Genomic DNA, 22251 nt, shown 5'->3' with positions numbered 1-22251 from the left:
TCACAGTTTGAGGAATGCGCGCTCGTGACCTTGCCCACCGCTATCACCCACGAGGACGGCCGCCGACGCGACTTCGGTCTGCGCAGCAAGCGCCTGGTCTGGATCAATGGCTGGGACGCCTGCGACTTCACCATGCCTTTCGGCGGCTTCAAGCAGTCCGCCTTTGGCCGTGGCCGTAGCCGCCGTGAGTTGCACAAATACGCCGACCTGAAGTCGGTGTCCCTGACGCTGAGGCCGCCAAAATGACTCTGGCCGTCGTCCAGTCGAGCACCCTTCAGGGGCTGATGCAGAGCGAGGCCGAGCGCTTCGTGGCCGAGCATCCGCGCAGCGTGGCGATGGCCGGGCAGGCGGCTCAGGTGTGGCGCGGCGGTGTTCCGATGCACTGGATGGGCGACTGGGCGTGCCCCTCGCCGATCTTCGCGATGCAGGGCGTCGGGGCGCAGATCACCGACGTGGATGGCAAGCTCTACGATGACTTCTGCCTGGGAGACACGCCGTCGATGTTCGGCCATGGCGACGCGGCGGTGGCCTTGGCCGTGTCGGACCAGATCAGGCGCGGCGCGGGCTTCATGCTGCCGACCGCCAGTTCGATCATCGTCGGCCGACTGCTGGCCGAGCGTTTCGGCCTGCCGCTGTGGCAGACGGCGACCACGGCCAGCGACGCCAACCGCGCCGCGATCCGCTGGGCGCGGGCGGTCACGCAGCGGCCCGTGATCCTGATCTTTGACGGCTGCTATCACGGCATGGTCGAGGACGCCTTCGTCGTGCTGAGAGACGGCGAGGCGGTCATGAAGCCGGGCCTGCTGGGTCAGGTCCACGACCTGACGGCGACCACTCGCGTCGTGCCGTTCAACGACATCGCGGCGCTGGAAGCGGCCCTCGCGCCCGGCGACGTCGCCGCCGTGCTGGCCGAGCCGGTGATGACCAATTGCGGGATGATCCTGCCGCAGCCCGGCTTTCATGGCGCCCTGAGATCGCTGACCCGCGACGCCGGAGCCCTGCTGATCCTCGACGAGACCCACACCCTGTCCAGCGGTCTCGGCGGCTATGCCGGCCTGCATGGGCTGGCGCCGGACATCTTCGTGGTCGGCAAGGCCATAGCCGGCGGCGTGCCGGCTGCAGTGTGGGGCGTCACGGCCGACCTGTCGGCGCGGATGGAGGCGGCCCAGGCGCGGATCGGGCCGGGCCAGTCGGGCATCGGCACCACGCTTTCGGGCAACGCCCTGGCCATGGCCGCCATGCGGGCCATGCTGACCGAGGTCATGACGCCGGCAGCTTATGAACGGATGCTGGCGGGGGCCGAGCGCCTCGTGACGGGCCTGAAGGCCGTGATCGCGGCGCGGAAACTGCCGTGGTCGGTCGTCCATGTCGGAGCCCGTATCGAACTGGTCTTCGCCGATCGTCCACCGAAAAATGCCGCCGATATGCGCAAGGCGCTGGACCACGACCTCGTCACCGCGCTTCATCTGTGGCTGATCAACCGGGGCGTGCTGATCGCGCCCTTCCATAACATGATGCTGGCGTCGCCGGTGACCGAGGATGCGTCGATCGACCGTTTGGTCGCGGCGGTCGACGGGTTCGCCGGGGCGCTCGAGGGCCTATCCGCATGACGTCCCCCATGGTCGCCGATCCCCAGGAATGCCGCGACTTCCTGGCCGCCAATTCCGGCGTGAAATATGTCGAGGTGTTCTTCACCAGCATGACCGGCGTGCCACGCGGCAAGCGGCTGAGGGTGCATGAGCTGCAGGCGGTCTATGACTATGGCCGCTTCCTGCCCGGCTCGATCCTGGTGGTCGACACCACCGGGGCCGACTGCGAGGACACCGGCCTGGTCTGGGAAGACGGCGACGCCGACCGCCGCGCGCGGCCGGTTCCGGGCACGCTGACGCTCGCGCCGTGGCTGGGCGACGACACCGCCCAGGTCATGCTGTCGATGTACGAGCTGGACGGGACGCCCAACGACCTTGACCCTCGCCACGTGCTGCAGCGGGTGCTGGACCGCTACGCCGCCGACGGCCTGACGCCGGTCGCGGCGTGCGAGCTGGAATATTATCTGGTCGATCTGGAGCGCACTGCCGACGGCGATCTGCAGCCGCCAAAATCCGCGCTCACGGGCCGTCGGCCGCACGGCATCGAGGTCTATGGCCTGCCTGAGCTGGAGGCGATCTCGCCGTTCTTGCGCGAGCTGTGGGAAACCGCCGACGTCATCGGCGTGCCGCTGGAAGGCGCGATTTCGGAGTTCGCGCCCAGCCAGGTGGAGCTGACCCTAAAGCACAAACCCGAAGCCCTGCGGGCCTGCGACGACGCCCTGCTTTACAAGCGCATGGCCAAAGGCGTGGCCCTGCGCCACGGCTGCGAGGCCACCTTCATGGCCAAGCCGTGGGCCGACAAGGCCGGCAACGGCTTCCACGTCCATGTCAGCTTTAACGACAAGGACGGCAACAACCTCTGCGCCGACGAGAACCCGGAAGGCTCGCCCATGCTGCGCCAGGCCATCGGCGGCATGAAGCAACTGCTGGGCGAGGGCATGGCCATCCTGGCGCCGAACGCCAACAGCTATCGCCGTTTCAAGGCCAACAGCTATGCGCCGGTGGCGGCCACCTGGGGCGTCAATAACCGCACCGTGTCCTTGCGCATCCCGGCCGGACCTGCTCCGACGCGCCATGTCGAGCACCGCGTCGCGGGGGCCGATGGCAACCCATACCTGGTGATGGCCGTGCTTCTGGCCAGCGCTCATCACGGCCTGACCAACAAGATCGATCCAGGCCCGGCGGTGGTTGGCGACGGCTATGCCGCCGCGGCCAAGGAGAAGTCGCGCCTGCCCGCCAACTGGTTCGCGGCGGTCGATCTGTTCGACCAGTCCAAGGTGCTGCGTGATTATCTGGGCGACCGCTTCGTCGACATGTTCGTGTCGGTCAAGCGTACCGAACAGGCAAGGTTCTTCGAGGTGGTCACCAGCCTCGATTTCGATTGGTACCTCCGCAACGCCTGACGGCCGAATGGAGCAGGGCTTGAGTTGAACCGTCGGCGGTCGCCGGCATCGAACGGAACGGACAGGGGAGTTTCGAGACCATGGGTACGCTCACTCAAAGAGGCATGAACCGCCGCTCGCTACTGACGGCCACCGGCGCCGCGGCCATCGGCCTGACCTTCACCGCCTGCGGCCAGAAGCCGGCTGCGCCGGCGGGCGGCGAGGAAGCCAAGCTGAACTTCTACAACTGGGACACCTATATCGGCGAGACCACCCTGGCCGACTTCAAGACGGCCACGGGCGTCGATGTGAACATGAGCCTGTTCGCCACCAACGATGAGCTGTTCGCCAAGCTGAAGGCGGGCAATCCGGGCTTCGACGTGGTCGTGCCGTCCAACGAGTTCGTTGCTCGCATGGGCCAGGCAGGCATGCTGGAAGTGCTGGATCACACCAAGATTCCGAACATCAAGAATATCGACCCGGCCTTCATGAACCCGGAATTCGATCCGGGCCGGAAATATTCGATGCCCTACACCTGGCTGGTGCTGGGCATCGGCTATCGCAAGAGCAAGGTGAAGGGTGTTCCCGATAGCTGGAAGCACCTGTTCGACAGCGCCCAGTACAAGGGCAAGATCGCCCTGCTGTCGGAAAGCGCCGATCTGATCCGCCTGGCCGCCAAGTACAAGGGCCACAGCGTCAACAACATCCCGCCCGAGCTGATCGTCCAGATCGAGGCGATGCTGATCAAGCAGAAGCCCTTCATCAAGGCGTTCCACGACGACAATGGCCAGGACATGCTGGCCTCGGGCGAGGTGGATCTGGTCCTCGAATACAATGGCGACATCGCTCAGTTGATGAAGGAGGACGACGACGTCGGCTTCGTGATCCCCAAGGAAGGATCGCTGATCAATTCCGACACCCTGTGCATCCCCAAGGGCGCGCCGCGTCCGCTGAACGCCCACAAGTTCATCAACTATCTGCTCGACGCCCAGGCCGGGGCGGCGATCTCGAAGACCATCCTCTATCCGACGCCCAATGCGGCGGCCAAGGCCCTGATGCCGGACGACTACAAGAACAATCCGGTGATCTTCCCGCCGCTCGAATTGATGGCCAAGTGCGAATACGGGGCGTTCGAGGGGGCCGAAAAGGCCAGCCAATATGAGGAAGTCATCACGCGGGTGCGGGCGGCTTAGTCGGGCGCAAAATCCTCCCCCTGGCGGGGGAGGTGTCGGCGTAGCCGACGGAGGGGGAAGTGTCGGCTTGGTCATTGCCGACTTCCCCCACCGGCCCCCGATCAAGTCGGGGACCGCCTCCCCCTTCAGGGGGAGGATCTTTGAGGAACGGGATCATCCATGGAACAGAGTTGGAAACAGGCCAAGGCGGTGTTCGCGGGCGCGCTAGGCCCGCCGCTGTTCTGGCTCGTCCTGTTCTTTCTGGTCCCGCTGGCCATCGTCTGGGCCTACAGCTTTGGCCACAATGACGGCCTGACCGAGATCGCCATCACCGGCACCTGGGCCAACTATGCCCGGGCGATCGAGCCGCTGTATCTGAAGATCTTCGTCAAATCGGCCTGGGTGGCGGCGATCACCACCGGGCTTTGCCTGGTGATCGGTTTCCCCGTCGCCCTGGCCATCACCTTCGCGTCCGACAAGGCCAAGACCTGGCTGCTGCTGCTGATCATGCTGCCGTTCTGGACAAACCTTCTGATCCGCACCTATGCCCTGATCGCGGTCCTGCGAACCGAAGGCTACGTGAACATGGGCCTGGAGTGGCTGTGGACCGGCGGCGGGACGCTGGCGGCGCTCGTGGGCTTGCAGCCGTTGGGTGATTTCCAGCCGCTGGAGCTGCTGCACAACAATTTCGCCGTCATCCTGGGGCTGATCTACGTCCACCTGCCCTTCATGGTGCTGCCGCTCTATTCGGCGCTCGACAGGCTCGACAAGTCGCTGCTGGAGGCCAGCCTGGACCTCGGCGCCGGTCACATGCGCACCCTGTTCAAGGTGGTCGTGCCCCTGGCCCTGCCGGGCATCGCCTCGGGCGTGCTGATCACCTTCATCCCGGCGCTCGGCGCCTATCTGACGCCCGACCTGCTGGGCGGCCCCGACAGCCAGATGATCGCCAATGTCATCGAGCGCCAGTTCAAGCGCGCCAATGACTGGCCGTTCGGCGCGGCCATGTCGTTCCTGCTGATGTACATGACCTTCATCGCCATCGCGATCCAGGCGGTGCTGTCTCGCAAGACGCCGGAGGCCAAGTGATGGCCAAGCGCAACGCCCCCGGTCCGCTGGAATATCTCCGTCGCTGGCAGATGCAGGCCTGGCTGGCCGCCGTGGCGATCTTCCTCTACGCGCCGCTGGTCGCCCTGATGGCCTTCAGCTTCAACGACAGCCGGCGCAACATCGTCTGGAAGGGCTTTACGCTCAAATATTACGAGAAGGCCTTCAAGAACGAGGGCCTGATCGAGGCGTTCGGCAACAGCCTGACCATCGCGGCGGTGTCGACTGTGATCAGCGTGGCGCTGGGAGCCATGGTCGCCCTGGCCCTGTGGCGGTTCCGCTTTCCGGGCAAGACCGCGCTGAACGGCGCCCTGGCCTTGCCCATCGTGGTGCCCGAGATCTGCATGGGCGTGGCCATGCTGGTGTTCTTCGCCAAAGTGCTTCCGTGGCCGCAGGGTATGGTCTGGCCGCTAAATCTGGGCGCGATCATCATCGCCCACGTCTCGTTCTCGTTCCCCTTCGTGGCGGTGGTGGTGCGGGCGCGCATGACCAGCTTCAACCGCGAGATGGAGGAGGCAGCCCGCGATCTGGGCGCCGGCGAGTGGCGGACCATCAAGGACGTGATCCTGCCGCACATGACGCCGTCACTGGTGGCCGGGGCGTTGCTGGCCTTCACCCTGAGCCTGGACGACTTCGTCATCACCTTCTTCACAGCCGGACCCGACACCGTGACCTTCCCGGTGAAGGTCTATTCGATGGTCCGCTTCTCCGTGACACCCGAGGTCAATGCGGCCTCGACCATTCTGATCGTGCTGACCGTGATCCTGACGGCCGTGGCCCTGAAGGTGCAGGGCAATTCGGCCGCGACGGCGGGTCATGGGAGAGATGGGAAATGAGCGTCTCTCTTCAACGGCTCTTCCCGGCGAAAGCCGGGATCCAGATTCAGCCTGAGCTTTGGCCGTCCATAGCTCCTCACAGCCCTACGATCTGGGCCCCGGCTTTCGCCGGGGAGAACGGATCTATTTTGTGTGTCGGGGGATCGACGACGTGACCAACCAACCCATCATCACCTTCGAGAACGTCACCAAACGCTTCGGCAAGATGGTGGCCGTCGACAATGTCTCGCTGTCCGTCGAGGAGGGCGAGTTCTTCTCGCTGCTGGGGCCGTCGGGCTGCGGCAAGACCACCCTGCTGCGGATGCTAGCCGGGTTCGAGACGCCTACCGAGGGTCGGATCCTGATCGACGGCAAGGACGTCTCGACCGTGCCGCCCAACAAGCGGCCGGTGAACATGGTGTTCCAGTCCTACGCCGTGTTCCCGCACATGAGCGTAGCCGACAATGTCGCCTATGGCCTGAAGGTCGATCGGGTGGTCAAGGCCGAGCGCGACCGGCGCGTCGAGGAGGCGCTGGATCTGGTGCAACTGGGCGGTCTGGGCGGGCGCAAGCCGGACCAACTGTCGGGCGGCCAGCGCCAGCGCGTGGCGCTCGCCCGGGCGCTGGTCAAACGTCCCCGCGTGCTGCTGCTCGACGAGCCGCTGTCGGCGCTTGACGCCAAGCTGCGCGAGCAGATGCGCACCGAGCTGTGCACCCTGCAGGAGAAGGTGGGCATCACCTTCATCATGGTCACCCACGACCAGGACGAGGCGCTTGCGCTGGCAACGCGCTGCGCGGTGATGAACCGGGGCGTGCTGCAACAGGTGGCCACGCCCAGCGATCTCTACGAGTTCCCCAACAGCCGCTTCGTGGCCGACTTCATCGGCAGCGTGAACCTGTTCGAGGGCGTGCTGGCGATCGACGAGCCCAGCCATGCGATCATCCGCTCACCCGACATGGCCGTGGACATCTTCCTCGACCACGGCGTCACCGGCCCGCGCGGCGGTGCGGCCTGGGCGGCCATCCGGCCCGAGAAAATCGAGCTGCACAAGCGCCCCGAGGGCTCGGAAGCCCCCAATCTCGGCGACGCGCCCAAGGGGGCCAATGCGGTGGCGGGGATCATCCGGCACGAGGCCTATCTCGGCGGCGCATCGGTCTATGAGGTCGAGATTGCCACACCTTCTGGAAGTGGGCGGCGGATCAAGGTTCACCGCTCCAACCTGACCCGCTGGGACCAGGAAGACTTCAAGCTCGGCGAGGACGTCTGGCTGTGCTGGCACGCCTGCTCGCCTGCGGTGCTGTTGTCGTGAGCATGGCCATCTTTAATCCGTTCTTCCCGGCGAAGGCCGGCACTCAGATCCTGCCTGAGCGTCTGGGGATGACGCCCTGTCTGCCTCGACCAAATCCGCCGGTGTTGGTGGGTTCGATCTGGGCCCCGGCTTTCGCCGGGGAGAGCGGGAGTTTGTAAATGACCCGTCCCGTCGCCGGCATCATCTGCTGCACCCGCACCGTCGGGATCGAACCGGCCCAGGCGGTGATGAACCGCTATGTGGCGGGGGCGATGCGCTACGCCGATGCGGCGGCCCTGCTGGTTCCGTCGATGCCCGAACTGATGAAGGCGTCCGAAGTCGCCGCGCGGCTGGATGGCCTGATGCTGACCGGCAGCCCGTCGAACATGCAGCCGGGCCTCTATGGCGCGGCGGTCGACGATGCGCCGGGTCCGTTCGACGCGGCGCGCGACACCATGACCGCCGACCTGATCAAGGCCATGCTCGACCTGGGCCGGCCGGTGTTCGGGGTCTGTCGGGGCTTTCAGGAGATCAATGTGGCGTTCGGCGGGACCCTGCGCCGCGACATGGCCGCGAGCCCTGACCTGATCCCGCACCACGCGCCGGACGAGGTCGATTTCAACGGCATGTTCGACCATGTCCACCCAGTCGACCTGACACCCGGTGGCGTTCTAGCCATGGCCTTTGGCGCATCGAGTGCTGCGGTCAATTCGGTCCACTACCAAGGCGTCGACCGGCTGGGCGAAGGCCTCTCCGTCGAGGCCCGCGCGCCGGACGGCGTTGTCGAGGCGGTGTCGGCGGTCGTCAATGGCGCGCCCGTGCTGGCCGTGCAGTGGCACCCCGAGTGGAAGCCCGAAGCCAACCCGCAGTCCCAGATCTTTTTCCAGCTTTTCGGACGCGCCCTCAGAGGCGCGCCACTCGTCGGTCCCGCCTTGGCGGGAGCGCCCCAAGAAAACAGCGTCCAGGAGTCCGCCGCATGACCGTCCCGATCCGCAACCACGATATCGCCGAGCTCAAGCGCCTGGACCTTGCCCATCACCTGCCGGCCCAGACCGACTACAAGCTGCAGCAGGAGCTGGGCGGCAGCCGGATCATCACTCGGGCGGACGGGGTCTATATCTACGACGGCGAAGGCCATCAGATCCTCGACGGCATGGCCGGGCTGTGGTGCGTGAACGTCGGCTATGGCCGGCAGGAACTGGCCCAGGCGGCCTATGACCAGATGCTGGAGCTGCCCTACTACAACACCTTCTTCAAGACGGCCTCGCCGCCGCCGATCCGGCTGGCCGCCAAGATCGCCGAGAAGATGGGCGGCCAACTGACCCACGTGTTCTTCAACTCGTCGGGGTCCGAGGCCAATGACACCGTCTTCCGCCTGGCCCGCCACTATTGGAAAACCAAGGGCCAGCCGCAGCGCACGGCCTTCATCAGCCGCTGGAACGCCTATCACGGCTCGACCGTGGCGGGCGTCAGCCTGGGCGGGATGAAGCACATGCATGCGCAGGGCGACCTGCCGATCGCCGGCGTGCACCACGTGATGCAGCCCTATCAATTCGGCGAGGGCTTCGGCGAGGATCCGGCCACCTTCCGCGACCGCGCTGTCAAGGAGATCGAGGACAAGATCCTCGAGGTCGGTCCCGAGAACGTCGCCGCCTTCATCGGCGAGCCGGTGCAGGGGGCGGGCGGCGTGATCATCCCTCCCGACGGATACTGGCCCGCCGTCGAGGCGGTGTGCCGCAAATATGGTATCCTGCTGGTCTGCGACGAGGTGATCTGCGGCTTCGGGCGCCTGGGCCAATGGTTTGGCCACCAGCACTACGGAATCAAGCCCGACATGATCGCCATGGCCAAGGGCCTGTCGTCCGGCTACCTGCCGATCAGCGCCGTGGGCGTGGCCGATTTCATTGTCGCCGAGCTCAAGGAAAAGGGCGGGGACTTCATCCACGGCTTCACCTATTCGGGCCATCCGACCGCCTGCGCCGTGGCCTTGAAGAACGTCGAGATCATGGAACGCGAAGGCCTGATCGAGCGCACCCGCGAGGACACCGGCCCCTATCTGGCCAAGGCGCTGGCGAGCCTGAACGACCTGCCGCTGGTCGGCGAGACCCGGTCGCTGGGCCTGATCGGCGCCGTCGAGATTGTCCGCGAAAAGGGCACGAACCTGCGCTTTCTCGACAAGGAAGGCGAGGCCGGTCCCATCGTCCGCGACCTCTGCATCCGAAACGGCCTGATGGTCCGCGCCATCCGCGACAGCATCGTCTGCTGCCCACCGCTGATCATCACCCACGCCGAGATCGACGAGCTGGTGGGGATCATGCGCAAGTCGCTGATCGAGGCCGAGCCCGTACTCTGCGCCTTGAAACCGGAGGTCGCGTCGTGAAGCCCAAGGCCAAAAAGACCAAGCCTGACCAGAGGGTGAACCGTGGGGTTTCTACCTTGGAAGAGGCTCAGGCCTGGTTCGCGCGGCAGAACATCGAGGAGATCGAGTGCGTCGTGCCCGATCTGGCCGGCGTGGCGCGCGGCAAGATCATGCCGGTGCGAAAGTTCCTGGGGACGCCGGCGATGAACCTGCCGCTGGCGGTGTTCTACCAGACCATCACCGGTGACTTTCCGGAGTTCGACGGGGTGGTCAATTCGGTGCAGGCCGACACTGATATCGTCCTGACGCCCGACTTCGCCACCCTGGCGGCCGTGCCCTGGGCCCAGGACCCCACCGCCCAGGTGATCCATGACGCCTTCCATCCCGATGGCCGGCCTGTCGAAGAAAGCCCGCGCCAGGTGCTGCGCCGGGTGCTGGCCCTGTATGCGGAAAAGGGCTGGGTTCCGATCGTGGCCCCGGAGATCGAGTTCTATCTCGTCGACAAGAACACCGACCCTGACTACCCGCTGAAGCCGCCCATCGGCCGCTCGGGCCGCCCCGAGACCGGGCGTCAGGGCTACTCCATCAGCGCGGTCAACGAGTTCGACGCCCTGTTCGAGGACATGTACGAATATTCCGAGCGCCAGGGCCTGGAGATCGACACCCTGATCCACGAGAGCGGCGTGGCCCAGATGGAGATCAATCTGCGCCACGGCCATCCGCTGGAACTGGCCGATCAGGTGTTCATGTTCAAGCGCACTATCCGCGAGGTGGCGCTGGAGCACGAGATCTACGCCACCTTCATGGCCAAGCCGATGGCCAGCGAACCTGGCAGCGCCATGCATATCCACCAGTCGATCATCGACAAGCACGGCCAGAACCTGTTCTCCGACCCGAAGACGGGGGACGAGACGCCGCTGTTCCACAACTTCATCGCCGGCCAGCAGACCTATCTGCCGGCGATCATGGCCATATTGGCGCCCTACGTGAATTCCTACCGCCGGATCGCGCGGGACTCGGGCGCGCCGGTCAACACCCAGTGGGGCTATGACAACCGCACCTGCGGCCTTCGCGTCCCGCCGTCGAACGCCGCCAACCGCCGGCTCGAGAACCGCATCCCCTCGTCGGACGCCAATCCCTATCTGGCCATAGCGGCGACTCTTGCGGCCGGTTATCTGGGCATGGTTCAGGATCTCAAACCCAGCGCGCCGGTCGACACCGACGCCAGCCTGCGAGGCATCGAACTGCCGCGCAGCCTGACCGATTCCCTCACGCTGTTCGAGGCCTGCAAGGACCTGGTCGAAATCCTGGGACCGGTATTCTGCCAGGCCTACGACCATGTGAAACAGGCCGAGTACGAGACCTTCATGCGCACGATCAGCCCTTGGGAGCGGGAGTTCCTGCTGCTGAATGTGTGATGGTATCAGCCACTTGCCCCCTCCTGACCGCGGAGCCTGTCCTCGGGCGCGCGCTTCGCGCGACCCGGGGGCGGTCGTCCTCCCCCTTAGGGGGAAGATGAAGGTCAGCGCGTCTCATCTTCCCCCTAAGGGGGAGGAGCGCCGAAGGCGCGGAGGGGGCCAGTCTTGGCCGCGATGACGAGCTACTACGCTGCCACCGCCACGCCGTTCCCGGACCTGCCGCCGCTGACCGGCGACATCCGCGCCGACGTCTGCGTGATCGGTGCGGGCTATACCGGCCTGGGCGCGGCGCTTGAGCTGGCCCGGCGCGGCGCCTCCGCGATCGTACTGGAGACGGGGCAAATTGGCTCGCAGGCCTCGGGCCTCAACGGTGGGCAGGTCCATACCGGTCAGCGTCGCGATCAGGTCTGGTTGGAAAAGACGGTGGGCGACGCAGACGCCATGGCCCTTTGGCGGCTGGCTCAAGACGCGCGCGCTCACCTGCACGCCACTATCGCCGATCACGCCATCGCCTGCGACCTGAAGCCCGGCATGATCCACGCCCGCCATCGCCCGGGCGGCGAGGCCGAGGACGCGGCGCATATCGAGCACATGGCGCGGCGCTACGGTGATGACGCCCTGTCGCTGATTGGAACGCAGGATCTGGCCGACGATCTTGGGACCGACGTCTACCATGGCGGCCTGCTCGACCGGGGCGGCGGCCACCTGCATCCGCTGAACCTGGCCCTGGGCCTGGCCCGCGCGGTGATGGCGGCCGGAGCGACGATCCACGAGGACAGCCGGGCGCTGTCCTGGACGCGTCAGGGCGGGAAGATCATGGTGTTCACGGCCGACGGCCGGGTGACCTGCGACCAGCTGATCCTGAGCGGCGACGGCAGCCTCAACCACATGGCGGGCCGAGCGCGCGACCGGGTGATGCCGATCAACAACTTCATCCTGACGACCGAGCCGCTGGGCGATCTGGCCGGCGAGATCATCGCCTCGGACGCCGCGGTGGCCGACAGCCGCTTCGTCGTGAACTATTTCCGCAAGACCTCGGACGGTCGGCTGCTGTTTGGTGGCGGCGAGAACTATCGACCGGGCTTTCCCAGCGACATCGCCGGGTTCGTGCAGCGGCACATGCTGAAGGTCTATCCCCGCCTCAAAGACGTGAAGATCAGCCATGCCTGGGGCGGGACCCTGGGCATCACCATGCACCGCGTGCCGTTCGTCGGCGAGGTCGCGCCGGGCGTGCGGGTCGCGTCCGGCTATTCGGGCCAGGGGGTGATGCTGGCGCCCTATGTCGGAAAGCTGTTGGCCGATGCGACGCTGGGCGAGGCGGCGGGTGTCGAGCTTCTCTCACGCCTTCCGACGCCGCCCTTTCCGGGCGGGCGGCTGCTGCGCTGGCCGCTCACAGTGGCGGGGTTGAGCTGGTACGCGATGCGGGACCGCTTGTGAGGCGTCACGAATTGACTTCCCCTGCGACCGCCGATCTCCTCGCCCCATGACCTCGCAGACTCCGCAAGCCCAGGGCGGCCTCGCCACGGCCCTCGACCATGCCCAGCGCCTGCTGGAGCGTGACCCGCGCCTGGCGCGCCAGCAGGCCGAGGCGATTCTGGAAGCCGTTCCGCGTCACGCCGGCACGACCGTGGTGCTGGCCGCCGCCCTGCGGCTGAGCGGCGAGTTCGACCAGGCGCTGGCCACCATCGCGCCGCTGGCCAAGGGTCTGCCGACCATGGCCGAAGCTCACTTGGAGTTAGGTCTGACCTTGGCGGATCTCGGCCGAACCGCCGAAGCCGTCGCGGCCTTTCGGCGAACGGTGGCGCTGGACCCTCGCGTTGGCGAAGCCTGGCGCGGCCTGGCCGACGGCCTTGACCTGCTGGGCGATGCGGTCGGCGCGGAGGCGGCCCTGGCCCAGCAACTGCGCGCTTCCACCCGCGACCCGGTCCTGATCGAGGCCGCCGCCGCCCTGATCGACAACCGGCTGGGCGAGGCCGAGCAGAGGCTGCGCGACCACCTTGCCGACCATCCCGCCGACGTCGCCGCCCTGCGCATGCTGGCCGAGACCGGCGCGCGGCTGGGGCGCTACGAGGACGCCGAGCGGCTGCTGACGGGCTGTCTGGAGATTGCTCCGGGCTTTGCGGCGGCGCGGCACAATCTGGCGACCATGCTCTATCGCCAGAACAAGTCCGCCGAGGCCCTGGCGCAGATCGAGCGCCTGACCGACCGCGATCCGCGCCATCCGGGCTACGCCAACCTGCGCGCCGCCATCCTGTCGCGGCTGGGCGAGTACGACACGGCCATCGGCCTCTACGAGAAGATGCTGGCCGAGTTTCCCAATCAGCCGAAAGGCTGGATGAGCTACGGCCACGCCCTGAAGACCGTGGGCCGGCAGGCCGACTGCATCGCCGCCTATCGCAAGTGCCTGGAACTGGCGCCGGGCCTGGGCGAGGCCTGGTGGAGTCTCGCCAACCTCAAGACCGTCAAGTTCGACGTCGCCGACCGCGCGGCCATGGCGGCGGGGCTGGAGCAACCGGACCTGTCGGACGACGACCGCCTGCACCTGCACTACGCCCTGGGCAAGGCGCTGGAGGACGCGAGGCAGTATGCGGAATCCTTCCAGCACTACGCCGCCGGCGCCGCGATCCGGCGCGAGCAGCTGGACTACGATCCCGAGGAAAACCACGCCGATCTGCTGCGTTCGAAGGCGCTGTTCACCCCCGCCTTGCTGGCCGCCACGGCGGGGCAGGGGTGTCCCGCGCCCGATCCGATCTTCGTGGTGGGCCTGCCGCGCTCGGGCTCGACCCTGATCGAGCAGATCCTGGCCAGCCACAGTCAGGTGGAGGGCACGATGGAGTTGCCCGACCTGATCGTCATGGCCCGGCGGATGGGCGGCAAGGCCGTGCGCCGCGCCGACTCAACCTATCCAGAAATTCTGGCCGAGCTGTCACCCGAGGCCTTGCGCGAGCTGGGCGAGGAGTATCTGGAACGCACCCGGGTGCAGCGGAAAACGGGCCGCCCGTTCTTCATCGACAAGATGCCCAATAACTTCGCGCACACCGGCCTGATCCACCTGATCCTGCCTAACGCCAGGATCATCGACGCCCGCCGCCACCCGCTGGGCTGCTGCTTTTCGGGCTTCAAGCAGCACTTCGCGCGGGGCCAGGCCTTCAGCTACGACCTGACCGATATCGGCCGCTACTATGCCGACTATGTGGAGCTGATGGACCACTTCGACACCGTGCTGCCGGGCCGCGTCCACCGGGTGATCTACGAGGCGATGATCGAGGATCCGGAGGCCCAGATCCGCGCCCTGCTGGACCATTGCGGCCTGCCGTTCGAGCCTGCCTGCCTGAGTTTCCACGAGAACGACCGCGCCGTGCGCACCGCCAGTTCCGAGCAGGTCCGCCAGCCGATCTTCAAGGACGGTGTCGAACATTGGCAGAATTTCGAATCGGATCTGGGACCGCTCAAACAGGCATTGGGCCAATGTCTGGCGACTTATCCGACCACGCCCAGAATTTGAACACCTCAGGCAGGGTCTGCCATTTCTGCAACACTCGGAAGATTCGGGATTTTCAGGCGCTTTCAGTCTTGCCGGGCGCTTGGACGCAGCGGAACATCGCTCTCTTAAAATGGTACGGGGGAGCGATCATGGCGTCGAACAAGAAGATCAAACGGGCGGGCGTATATTCAGCCGCGTTGCTGGCTTCGACCATGCTGACAAGCGTGGCGGCCTTCGCCCAGGATGGGCAGGCGATCTCGCTGGAAGAGGTGGTGGTCACCGCCCAGAAGCGATCCGAGAATCTGCAGGACGTGCCGGTCAGCATCCAGGCGATGGGCGAGGCCAAGCTCGAGCAGCTTCAGGTCGGCAACTTCGTAGACTATGTGAAGTATCTGCCCAGCGTGTCGTTCACGACGGCCGGCCCCGGCTTTGGCCAGGTCTATATGCGCGGCGTGGCGAGCGGCGGCGACGGCAACCACTCCGGCTCCCTGCCCAGCGTCGGCGTCTATCTGGACGAGCAACCGATCAGCACCATCCAGGGCGCCCTGGACATCCACGTCTATGACGTAGCCCGGGTCGAGGCCCTGGCTGGACCGCAGGGCACGCTGTATGGCGCCAGCTCGCAGGCGGGCACCCTGCGGATCATCACCAACAAGCCCAGCACGGCCGGCTTCTCGGCGGGCGTCGATATCGAAGGCAATATCGTCGACGGCGACGACACCGGCCATGTCGAGGAAGCCTTCGTCAACATCCCGCTGTCGGACACCATCGCGGTGCGCCTTGTCGGTTGGAACGAAGAAACCGCCGGCTATATCGACAATGTCGTCGGCACGCGCACCTATACGCGCGGCGACGCCGATCCGACCAATGACGTGACGATCAACAACGCCACGACCGCCAGCGATAACTACAACGGCTCCAGCACGCGGGGCGGTCGCGCCGCCCTGCGCGTCGAGCTGGGCGAGAACTGGGTGGTCACCCCCTCGATCATGGGCCAGCGCACCAAGATCAGTGGCATCTATGCCTATGATCCCAAAGTCGGCGACCTGAAGCTGAGCCACTTCTATCCGGAAGCTTCGGACGACAAGTGGGTGCAGACGGCCATGACTATCGAGGGGCAGATCGCCAATCTCGACGTCACCTACGCCGGCTCATACCTGAAGCGCACGGTCGACACCCGTCAGGACTATTCGGACTATTCCTACTTCTACGATCAGGTCGGCTACGGCTTCTACTGGACCAACGACACGGGCGGTCTGGCCAACCCGTCGCAGTACATCACCGGCAAGGACCGCTATACCAAAGAGAGCCACGAAATCCGGATCGCCACCCCGGACGACAAGCGCTTCCGCATGATCGGCGGCCTGTTCTACCAGAAGCAGGAACACGGGATCACCCAGCGCTACAAGATCGATGGCATCAGCTACGACATCGAGGTGCCCGGCTATAGCGACACCATCTGGCTGACCGCCCAGCAGCGGGTTGATCGGGATACCGCGGCGTTCGGCGAGGCCTATTTCGACATCACGCCCAAGCTCACCGTGATGGGCGGCATCCGCTTCTTCAAGTCGGACAACTCGCTGGAAGGCTTCTACGGCTACGGCACCGGCTATGGCGGCACCGGCGAACGGGCCTGTTTCCGCACCGGTGGCGTCAATGGCGCGCCGTGCACCAACCTCGACAAGCGGGTCAAGGAAACCGGCAACGTTCCCAAGGTCACCGTCACCTACAAGTTCGACGACGACAAGCTGGCCTATGTCACCTATTCGGAAGGCTTCCGTCCGGGCGGCATCAACCGTCGCTCGACCTTGCCGCCCTATCAGGCCGACTATCTGAAGAACTACGAGTTCGGCTGGAAGACCAGCTGGCTGGAGAACCGCTTCCGCTGGAATGGTGCGGTCTTCATGGAAGACTGGCAGAATTTCCAGTTTTCGATCGTGGGGACCAACGGTCTAACCGAGATCAAGAACGCCAACCAAGCCCGGATCAAGGGTCTGGAGAGCGATGTCACCCTGGCGGTGGCCAAAGGCTTCACGATCAGCGCCGCTGCGGCCTATACCGACGCCAAACTGACGGCCAACTATTGCGGTAAAGCCACGAACACCGGCACGCCGATCACGGTCTGTCCAAAAGACTCAATTGACTTCCCTGACGGCCCGCAGGCGCCTGACGGCACAGCCCTGCCCGTGACCCCGAAGTTCAAGGCCAATGTCACGGCCCGCTACGACTTCAACTTCGGCGACTATGACGCCTATCTCCAGGCCTCGGCCGTCCATCAAACGGGCAGCTGGACCGACCTGCGGATCGACGAGCGTGGGATCATCGGGCGGCAGTCGGGCTATACCCTGCTGGACGCCTCGGCTGGCGTCGTGCGGGCCGACTGGTCGATGACGCTGTACGTCAAGAACCTGACGGACAAGCGCGCCAGCCTGGGCCGATACGCCGAATGCCCCGAGAGCGTGTGCGGCGCCCAGACCTACATCACGCCCAACCAGCCACGCACGGTGGGCCTAAAAATCGGACGCAAGTTCTAGGCGCAAGGGGGCGGCTCCAGCGGGGCCGCCCCCTTCTTTCTCCGCGTCCCGTTCGTGAAAGCCTAGCTGCATGAAGACTTCCGTCGCAAAGCCGCTCGGCTTCTGGATGTGCGTCGCCCTGGTCGTGGGCAACATGATCGGCTCGGGCGTCTTCATGCTGCCCGCCTCGCTCGCCCCCTATGGCTGGAACGCGGTGATCGGCTGGGTGGTGACCATCGCCGGCGGCCTGTGCCTGGCCTTCGTCTTCGCCCGCCTGGCCAAGGCCTTTCCCAAGGCCGGCGGACCCTATGCCTTCACCCAGGAAGCGTTCGGCCGCACGGCCGGCTTCATGGTGGCCTGGAGCTACTGGATATCCCTGTGGGTCGGCAACGCCGCCATCGCCACCGGCACAGTTAGTTACCTCTCCGTTTTCTTCCCGCAAATCGCCACGGTTCCGGGCCTGCATGGCGCGATCACCGTGGCCATGGTCTGGGGTCTGACAGCCCTGAACTGCTACGGCGCCCGTTCGGCGGGCCGGCTGCAGGTGGTCACCACCATTCTCAAGCTGATGCCCCTGCTGGCCGTGATGGTCCTGGCCTTCGTCGTGTTGGCCAAGACCGGCGGCAGCACGGTGACGCCGCTGCGCATGGCCGACCTTTCGGCGGTTGGGATCACCTCCGCTGCGACCCTGACCCTCTGGGCGCTGCTTGGCCTGGAGTCGGCGACCGTGCCGGCCGACAAGGTACACGACCCCGAGCGCACCATCCCCCGCGCCACCCTGGTGGGCACAGCCTTCACTGGGGTGATCTACCTCGTGGTCTGCTCGGCAGTGGTGCTGCTGACCCCGCCCGACGTACTCACGGGCTCCAACGCCCCGTTCGCCGATTTCGTGGGCCTGTACGGCGGCGGCGACCTGCGGCTGGTCCTGGCGGGCTTTGCGGCGATCAGCGCCTTTGGCGCCCTGAACGGCTGGGTGCTGCTACAGGGTGAACTGCCCTACGCCATGGCCAAGGGTGGGGTGTTCCCGGCGTTTCTGGCCAAGACATCGAAGCGCGGCGCGCCGGTGCGGGCCCACATCCTGTCCAGCAGCCTGCTGACCGTCCTGGTACTGATCAACTATACCAAGTCGATGGCCGAGCTCTTCACCTTCATTGCCCTTCTGGCGACGGCGGCCTCGCTGTTCACCTATCTGTTCTGCGCCTTGGCCGCCCTGCGCCTGCAGATGCGCGGACGGATGGACGCCTCGGTCGCCCTGACGGTCGTGGCCATCGTCGCGGCGCTCTATGCCTGCTGGACGCTTTATGGGGCGGGCAGTCAGGCCACCCTGTGGGGCGCGGCGCTGTTGTTGGTCGGCCTCCCAATCCACCTGCTGATGAAGCGCGTCGCTGTCGCCGCCGCTCCGGAGTGAAGACCTTGATCCGTTCCCTCGTCCTGACAGCCGCCATCGCGCTGCTGCCCCTGACCGCTTACGCTCAGACCAAGCCCGCCATCTCCTATGTGCGCGCCGGCAAGCTGATCGACACCGAAGCCGGCAAGGTCCTGACCAACCAGCTGATCCGCATCGAGGGCGAACGCGTCGCCGCCGTCGGCCCCTGGACCGCCGCTCCGACCGACGGCCCGGTGCTGGACTGGAGCGCCTACACCGTCCTTCCTGGCCTGATGGACATGCACACCCATCTGGCCGACGAGGCCCAGACCGAGAACATCGCCCAGCCCCTGCTGACCACGGCCGCCGAGCAAGCCTATATCGGCGCCGCCCACGCCCGGGCGACCCTGATGGCGGGCTTCACCAGCGTGCGCGACGTGGGCACATGGCGGGCGTTCGGCGACGTCGCCCTGCGCGACGCCATCCACAAGGGCCTGGTGCCCGGACCTCGCATGTCTGTGGCCGGCGCCTATATCACCACGCCGGGCGGCGGCGGCGAGATCACCGGCATCGCCGCCGATGTCGGCATCCCGCCCGACATGCGGCGCGGGGTGGTCGAGGACGTCGCCGATACGCATCGCAAGGCTCACGCCCTGCTGGTCGGCGGCGCGGACTTCCTCAAGCTGATCGCCACCGGCGCCGTGCTGACCGTCGGCACCGAGCCGGGCCAGCTGGAGCTTTCCGAAGATCAGATCAAGGCGGCCGTCGAGGAGGCCGCCAAGCGCGGAACCTACGCCACCGCCCATGCCCACGGGGCCGAGGGCATCAAGGTGGCGGTGCGAGCCGGGGTGCGCTCCATCGAGCACGGCTCGCTGATCGACGACGAGGGGATCGCCCTGATGAAGGCCAAGGGCGCATGGCTGGTGGCCGACATCTACAACGGCGACTTCATCGACTCATATGGCAAGGCCCACGCCTGGCCGGCAGAGACCCTGCGTAAGAACACCGAGACCACCGACGCCCAGCGCGTGGGCTTTGCCAAAGCGGTCAAGGCCGGGGTCAAGATCGCCTACGGCACCGACGCCGGCGTCTTTCCCCACGGCCAGAACGCCCGGCAGATGCCCTATATGGTCAGGTACGGCATGACACCGATGCAGGCGATCCAGTCGGCGACCACGGTTTCGGCCGCCCTGATGGGCAAATCCGCCGATGTGGGCGCGGTCAGTAAGGGCCGCTACGCCGACATGATCGCCGTTGCAGGCGATCCGCTGGCCGATATCACCATCCTGTCTTCCATCGCCAAGGTGATGAAAGGCGGGGTGGTGGTGAAGGACTGACGGCAGAACCTTAGCAAGACGCGGGTTCGCCTTAAAGTTGCTCTTGAATCCATCGGTCCGCGCCTTGGCGTGGCTTATGCAATGTGCAATGCAACGCAATGCTGCTGTGCAGCATTGAAACACTGTCACGCGGACGCTGTATGTCCGACGCTTAAGCCAGTCCAAGGAGCTACCCATGGCCAACGAACACAATTATTTCGTGCGCCCCGTCTCCGGCGTCTGGCATGTGACGTGGAACGACGCGCCTGACCTGATCGGGTCCTATTCCTGCCAGGCGGAGGCCCAGGCCATCGCCGAGATGCTGGCCCGCCACATGCGCGTTCAGGGCAAGACCGCCAAGGTCGAGGTATTTGAACCCGAGCAGCGCCGCGCTACGTGGGGCCGCAGCATCGTCAACCAGCATGTGGTCGCAGCCTAATCCAGACGTGGCGGGGTCGGCGAATAGCCGGCCAACAGCCGCTCCGCTATGGCCCCGGCTTCAGCCGGGGTGAAGACCGCCGGGTCGAGGCACAGCTCCAGCCACAGTCCGTCGACCACGGCCGTAAGGCCGATCGCCGCCAGCCGTGCATCAAGGCTCGGGTCGCAGGCGGTCAGCAGTTCCTCCAGCCGCGTGCGATAGCCGGCATAGGTCCGCCGATGGATGTCGGCGATGGCGTCATTGACCTTCACCAGGCTCCAGAACGCCAGCCAGGCGGCGAGAAGCTGCGCGTCCAGCACGGGCGGCTTAAAGCTGGCGGTCAGATAGGCCGACAGCCGTGCGCGGGGCGAGTCTCCCGCCTCGGCCACGGCCGCCTCCAACGCCGCGTCGATCCGCTGGCCCACCGCCTCATAGGCCGCCGCGATCAGGGCGTCGACGCCGTCGAAATAGTGTCGCAGCAGGCCGGGCGAGACACCGGCCTCGGCGCAGATCGCCCGCACCGAAGCGCCGGCCACGCCGTCGCGGGCCAACACGGTTTCAGCGGCCGCAACCAGGGCCTGGCGGCGAACGTCGGCGGTCTCGCGGGTGAAGGGGGCGCGCATTTTCAGCTCACGCCCCATCGAGCGCTAGACCGTCCCATAACCTCTTCATCGTCATCCCGGGACTTGTTCCCGGGACCCATCTCTCCGCCGCACAGGCCGGGCCGAGGGATGATCTCACGATGAAGCTGAACCATGGGTCCCGGAACAAGTCCCGGGATGACGGTGGTAAAAAACCATACACGATAGCCCCGCTCTCGATGGTGGAAGAAGAGCACTCACCACCCCGTCGGCGGCCGGTCCAGCCGCGCCTCCGGGATCAGCGCCCGCATCTTCCGGCCGAAGCTCCGCAAGCTCACCTCTGAACTCGCTAGCGGCCCGGCCGTGAACGTCCGCGACGCCATACCCTCCTGAACCCTGGCCACAAGCACGGTGTCCTCGGTGTTGACCTGTCGGTTGATACGCCAGTTGAGGTACCGCGCCGCCTTCATCTCGCGGCGGTCGTCGGGCAGGGCGTAGGCGATCTCGCGGATCAGGGTCTGAGTGGCCGAGACCGGGATGAACTGCATGAAGTCCACCTGGTCGGGATAGATGTCGAAGGCGAAGTTCGGCCACAGCTTGAAATAGGTCCACAGCCGTTTGCGCTCGGGCGGCAGGTGCGGAACATCGGGCAGGATGTCCTGGTACAGCCGTTCGGACGGATTGTTCGATGGCTCGTCGATCAGCTGGCCCCACATCTTGTCGACCCAGGGCTGGGCCTCCACGCCATAGCCCTTGCCGAACAGCCGGGTCAGGCCGGGATGGGCGATGGGGATGTGCAGGCCGTCCGAATAGTTGTCGCTGATATTCTTCCAGTTAACCGTCCGAGGCCGGAGGGTCACGCGGCCGAAGGGCTGAAGTTCCTCGAAGCGGTAGGGCGCCAGTTCGTGGTCGTATGGGGCCATCATCTCGGCGACGCTGGGGCCATCACCTTCCAGCCGCACGAAGACAAAGCCGCGATAGATCTCGACATCGACCTTGACCAGGCCCTGCTTGTCCATCTCCAGGGCTGGGTAGTCGTCGCGCATCGGCACGCCGATCAGCCGGCCTTCCAGGTCATAGGTCCAGGCGTGATAGGGGCAGACGATCCGGCTGCCGCCCTTGCCACAGTTGCCGCTGGGGCCATCCACCAGCCGAGCGCCGCGATGGCGACAGACATTGGTGAAGGCCCGTACGCCGCCGTCCCTGGCCCGCAGCACGACCACGCTCTCGCCCAGGAAGTCGAGGGTGTGGAAATCGCCGGACTTGGGGACGTCGTTCAGATGACAGACGATCTGCCAGGAGGGCCGCAGGATCTTGTCCTGCTCCTCCTTGAAGAACCGCTCATTGCCGTAGGTCCAGCCGGGCAGGCCCCAATCTGACAAGGGATCGGTGGCTTGCGGGTCGAGGTCGGAGATTCCAGTCATCGCACCCAACCCCCTCTTCCGC

At 66.0% G+C, this 22251-nt stretch carries 17 protein-coding genes and 1 pseudogene; 16 read left to right on the top strand and 2 right to left on the bottom strand.

The window, feature by feature from the left end; all coding sequences use genetic code 11:
* Positions 1–93: 93 nt before the first annotated feature.
* The 16 genes and pseudogenes from ACP69S_RS06390 to ACP69S_RS06315 form a co-directional block, all read left to right on the top strand.
* Positions 94–246: pseudogene (locus tag ACP69S_RS06390) on the top strand (aldehyde dehydrogenase family protein); the annotation flags it as partial.
* Entirely contained in the window at positions 243–1610 is a 1368-nt protein-coding gene (locus ACP69S_RS06385) for an aspartate aminotransferase family protein (RefSeq protein ID WP_425995732.1), read from the top strand. The pseudogene ACP69S_RS06390 and the gene ACP69S_RS06385, both read left to right, overlap by 4 nt.
* Before the next feature lie 8 nt (positions 1611–1618).
* Positions 1619–2992, top strand: a complete 1374-nt coding sequence (locus ACP69S_RS06380; protein ID WP_425995749.1) for a glutamine synthetase family protein — start codon at positions 1619–1621, stop codon at positions 2990–2992.
* Positions 2993–3072: 80 nt separating this feature from the next.
* On the top strand, positions 3073–4164 hold the full coding sequence (locus ACP69S_RS06375; RefSeq protein WP_425995731.1) for an ABC transporter substrate-binding protein: 1092 nt from the start codon (positions 3073–3075) through the stop codon (positions 4162–4164).
* 159 nt (positions 4165–4323) lie between these two features.
* Positions 4324–5229: an ABC transporter permease gene (locus ACP69S_RS06370; protein ID WP_425995730.1), complete on the top strand. Its 906-nt coding sequence runs from the start codon at positions 4324–4326 to the stop codon at positions 5227–5229.
* Positions 5229–6083, top strand: a complete 855-nt coding sequence (locus ACP69S_RS06365) for an ABC transporter permease (RefSeq protein ID WP_425995729.1) — start codon at positions 5229–5231, stop codon at positions 6081–6083. The genes ACP69S_RS06370 and ACP69S_RS06365 overlap by 1 nt, the downstream gene beginning before the upstream one ends.
* A 130-nt stretch (positions 6084–6213) precedes the next feature.
* Complete coding sequence (locus ACP69S_RS06360) at positions 6214–7371, top strand: ABC transporter ATP-binding protein (RefSeq protein ID WP_425995728.1); 1158 nt, start codon at positions 6214–6216, stop codon at positions 7369–7371.
* A 158-nt stretch (positions 7372–7529) separates the two neighbouring features.
* A complete protein-coding gene (locus ACP69S_RS06355; protein WP_425995727.1) occupies positions 7530–8330 on the top strand; it encodes a gamma-glutamyl-gamma-aminobutyrate hydrolase family protein in 801 nt (266 codons plus the stop codon).
* Entirely contained in the window at positions 8327–9730 is a 1404-nt protein-coding gene (locus tag ACP69S_RS06350) for an aspartate aminotransferase family protein (protein ID WP_425995726.1), read from the top strand. The genes ACP69S_RS06355 and ACP69S_RS06350 overlap by 4 nt, the downstream gene beginning before the upstream one ends.
* Positions 9727–11127 carry a glutamine synthetase family protein gene (locus ACP69S_RS06345; protein ID WP_425995725.1) on the top strand — a complete coding sequence of 467 codons (1401 nt, stop codon included), beginning with the start codon at positions 9727–9729 and terminating at the stop codon, positions 11125–11127. Before ACP69S_RS06350 ends, ACP69S_RS06345 begins: the two co-directional genes overlap by 4 nt.
* A 174-nt stretch (positions 11128–11301) precedes the next feature.
* Positions 11302–12564 carry an NAD(P)/FAD-dependent oxidoreductase gene (locus ACP69S_RS06340; protein WP_425995748.1) on the top strand — a complete coding sequence of 421 codons (1263 nt, stop codon included), beginning with the start codon at positions 11302–11304 and terminating at the stop codon, positions 12562–12564.
* Between the two features lie 46 nt (positions 12565–12610).
* The gene (locus ACP69S_RS06335; RefSeq protein ID WP_425995724.1) at positions 12611–14632 is read left to right on the top strand and encodes a tetratricopeptide repeat-containing sulfotransferase family protein; all 2022 of its coding nucleotides are present in this window, start codon (positions 12611–12613) and stop codon (positions 14630–14632) included.
* Positions 14633–14760: 128 nt separating this feature from the next.
* Positions 14761–17145, top strand: coding sequence for a TonB-dependent receptor (locus ACP69S_RS06330; RefSeq protein ID WP_425995723.1), 2385 nt, complete (start codon positions 14761–14763; stop codon positions 17143–17145).
* 70 nt (positions 17146–17215) lie between these two features.
* Positions 17216–18532: an amino acid permease gene (locus tag ACP69S_RS06325; protein WP_425995722.1), complete on the top strand. Its 1317-nt coding sequence runs from the start codon at positions 17216–17218 to the stop codon at positions 18530–18532.
* A 5-nt stretch (positions 18533–18537) separates the two neighbouring features.
* Complete coding sequence (locus ACP69S_RS06320) at positions 18538–19827, top strand: amidohydrolase family protein (protein WP_425995721.1); 1290 nt, start codon at positions 18538–18540, stop codon at positions 19825–19827.
* Between the two features lie 175 nt (positions 19828–20002).
* Positions 20003–20245 carry a hypothetical protein gene (locus tag ACP69S_RS06315; RefSeq protein ID WP_425995720.1) on the top strand — a complete coding sequence of 81 codons (243 nt, stop codon included), beginning with the start codon at positions 20003–20005 and terminating at the stop codon, positions 20243–20245.
* Here ACP69S_RS06315 and ACP69S_RS06310 read toward each other — a convergent pair.
* On the bottom strand, positions 20242–20847 hold the full coding sequence (locus tag ACP69S_RS06310) for a TetR family transcriptional regulator C-terminal domain-containing protein (RefSeq protein ID WP_425995719.1): 606 nt from the start codon (positions 20845–20847) through the stop codon (positions 20242–20244). The two genes, ACP69S_RS06315 and ACP69S_RS06310, sit on opposite strands and share 4 nt — an antisense overlap.
* A gap of 215 nt (positions 20848–21062) precedes the next feature.
* A complete protein-coding gene (locus ACP69S_RS06305) occupies positions 21063–22229 on the bottom strand; it encodes an aromatic ring-hydroxylating oxygenase subunit alpha (RefSeq protein ID WP_425995718.1) in 1167 nt (388 codons plus the stop codon).
* Between the last annotated feature and the right edge of the window lie 22 nt (positions 22230–22251).

The sequence above is a fragment of the Caulobacter sp. DWR1-3-2b1 genome (genome assembly GCF_049895765.1).
In the GTDB taxonomy this organism is placed as follows: domain Bacteria; phylum Pseudomonadota; class Alphaproteobacteria; order Caulobacterales; family Caulobacteraceae; genus Caulobacter.
This window is presented reverse-complemented; position numbering and strand designations above follow the sequence as displayed.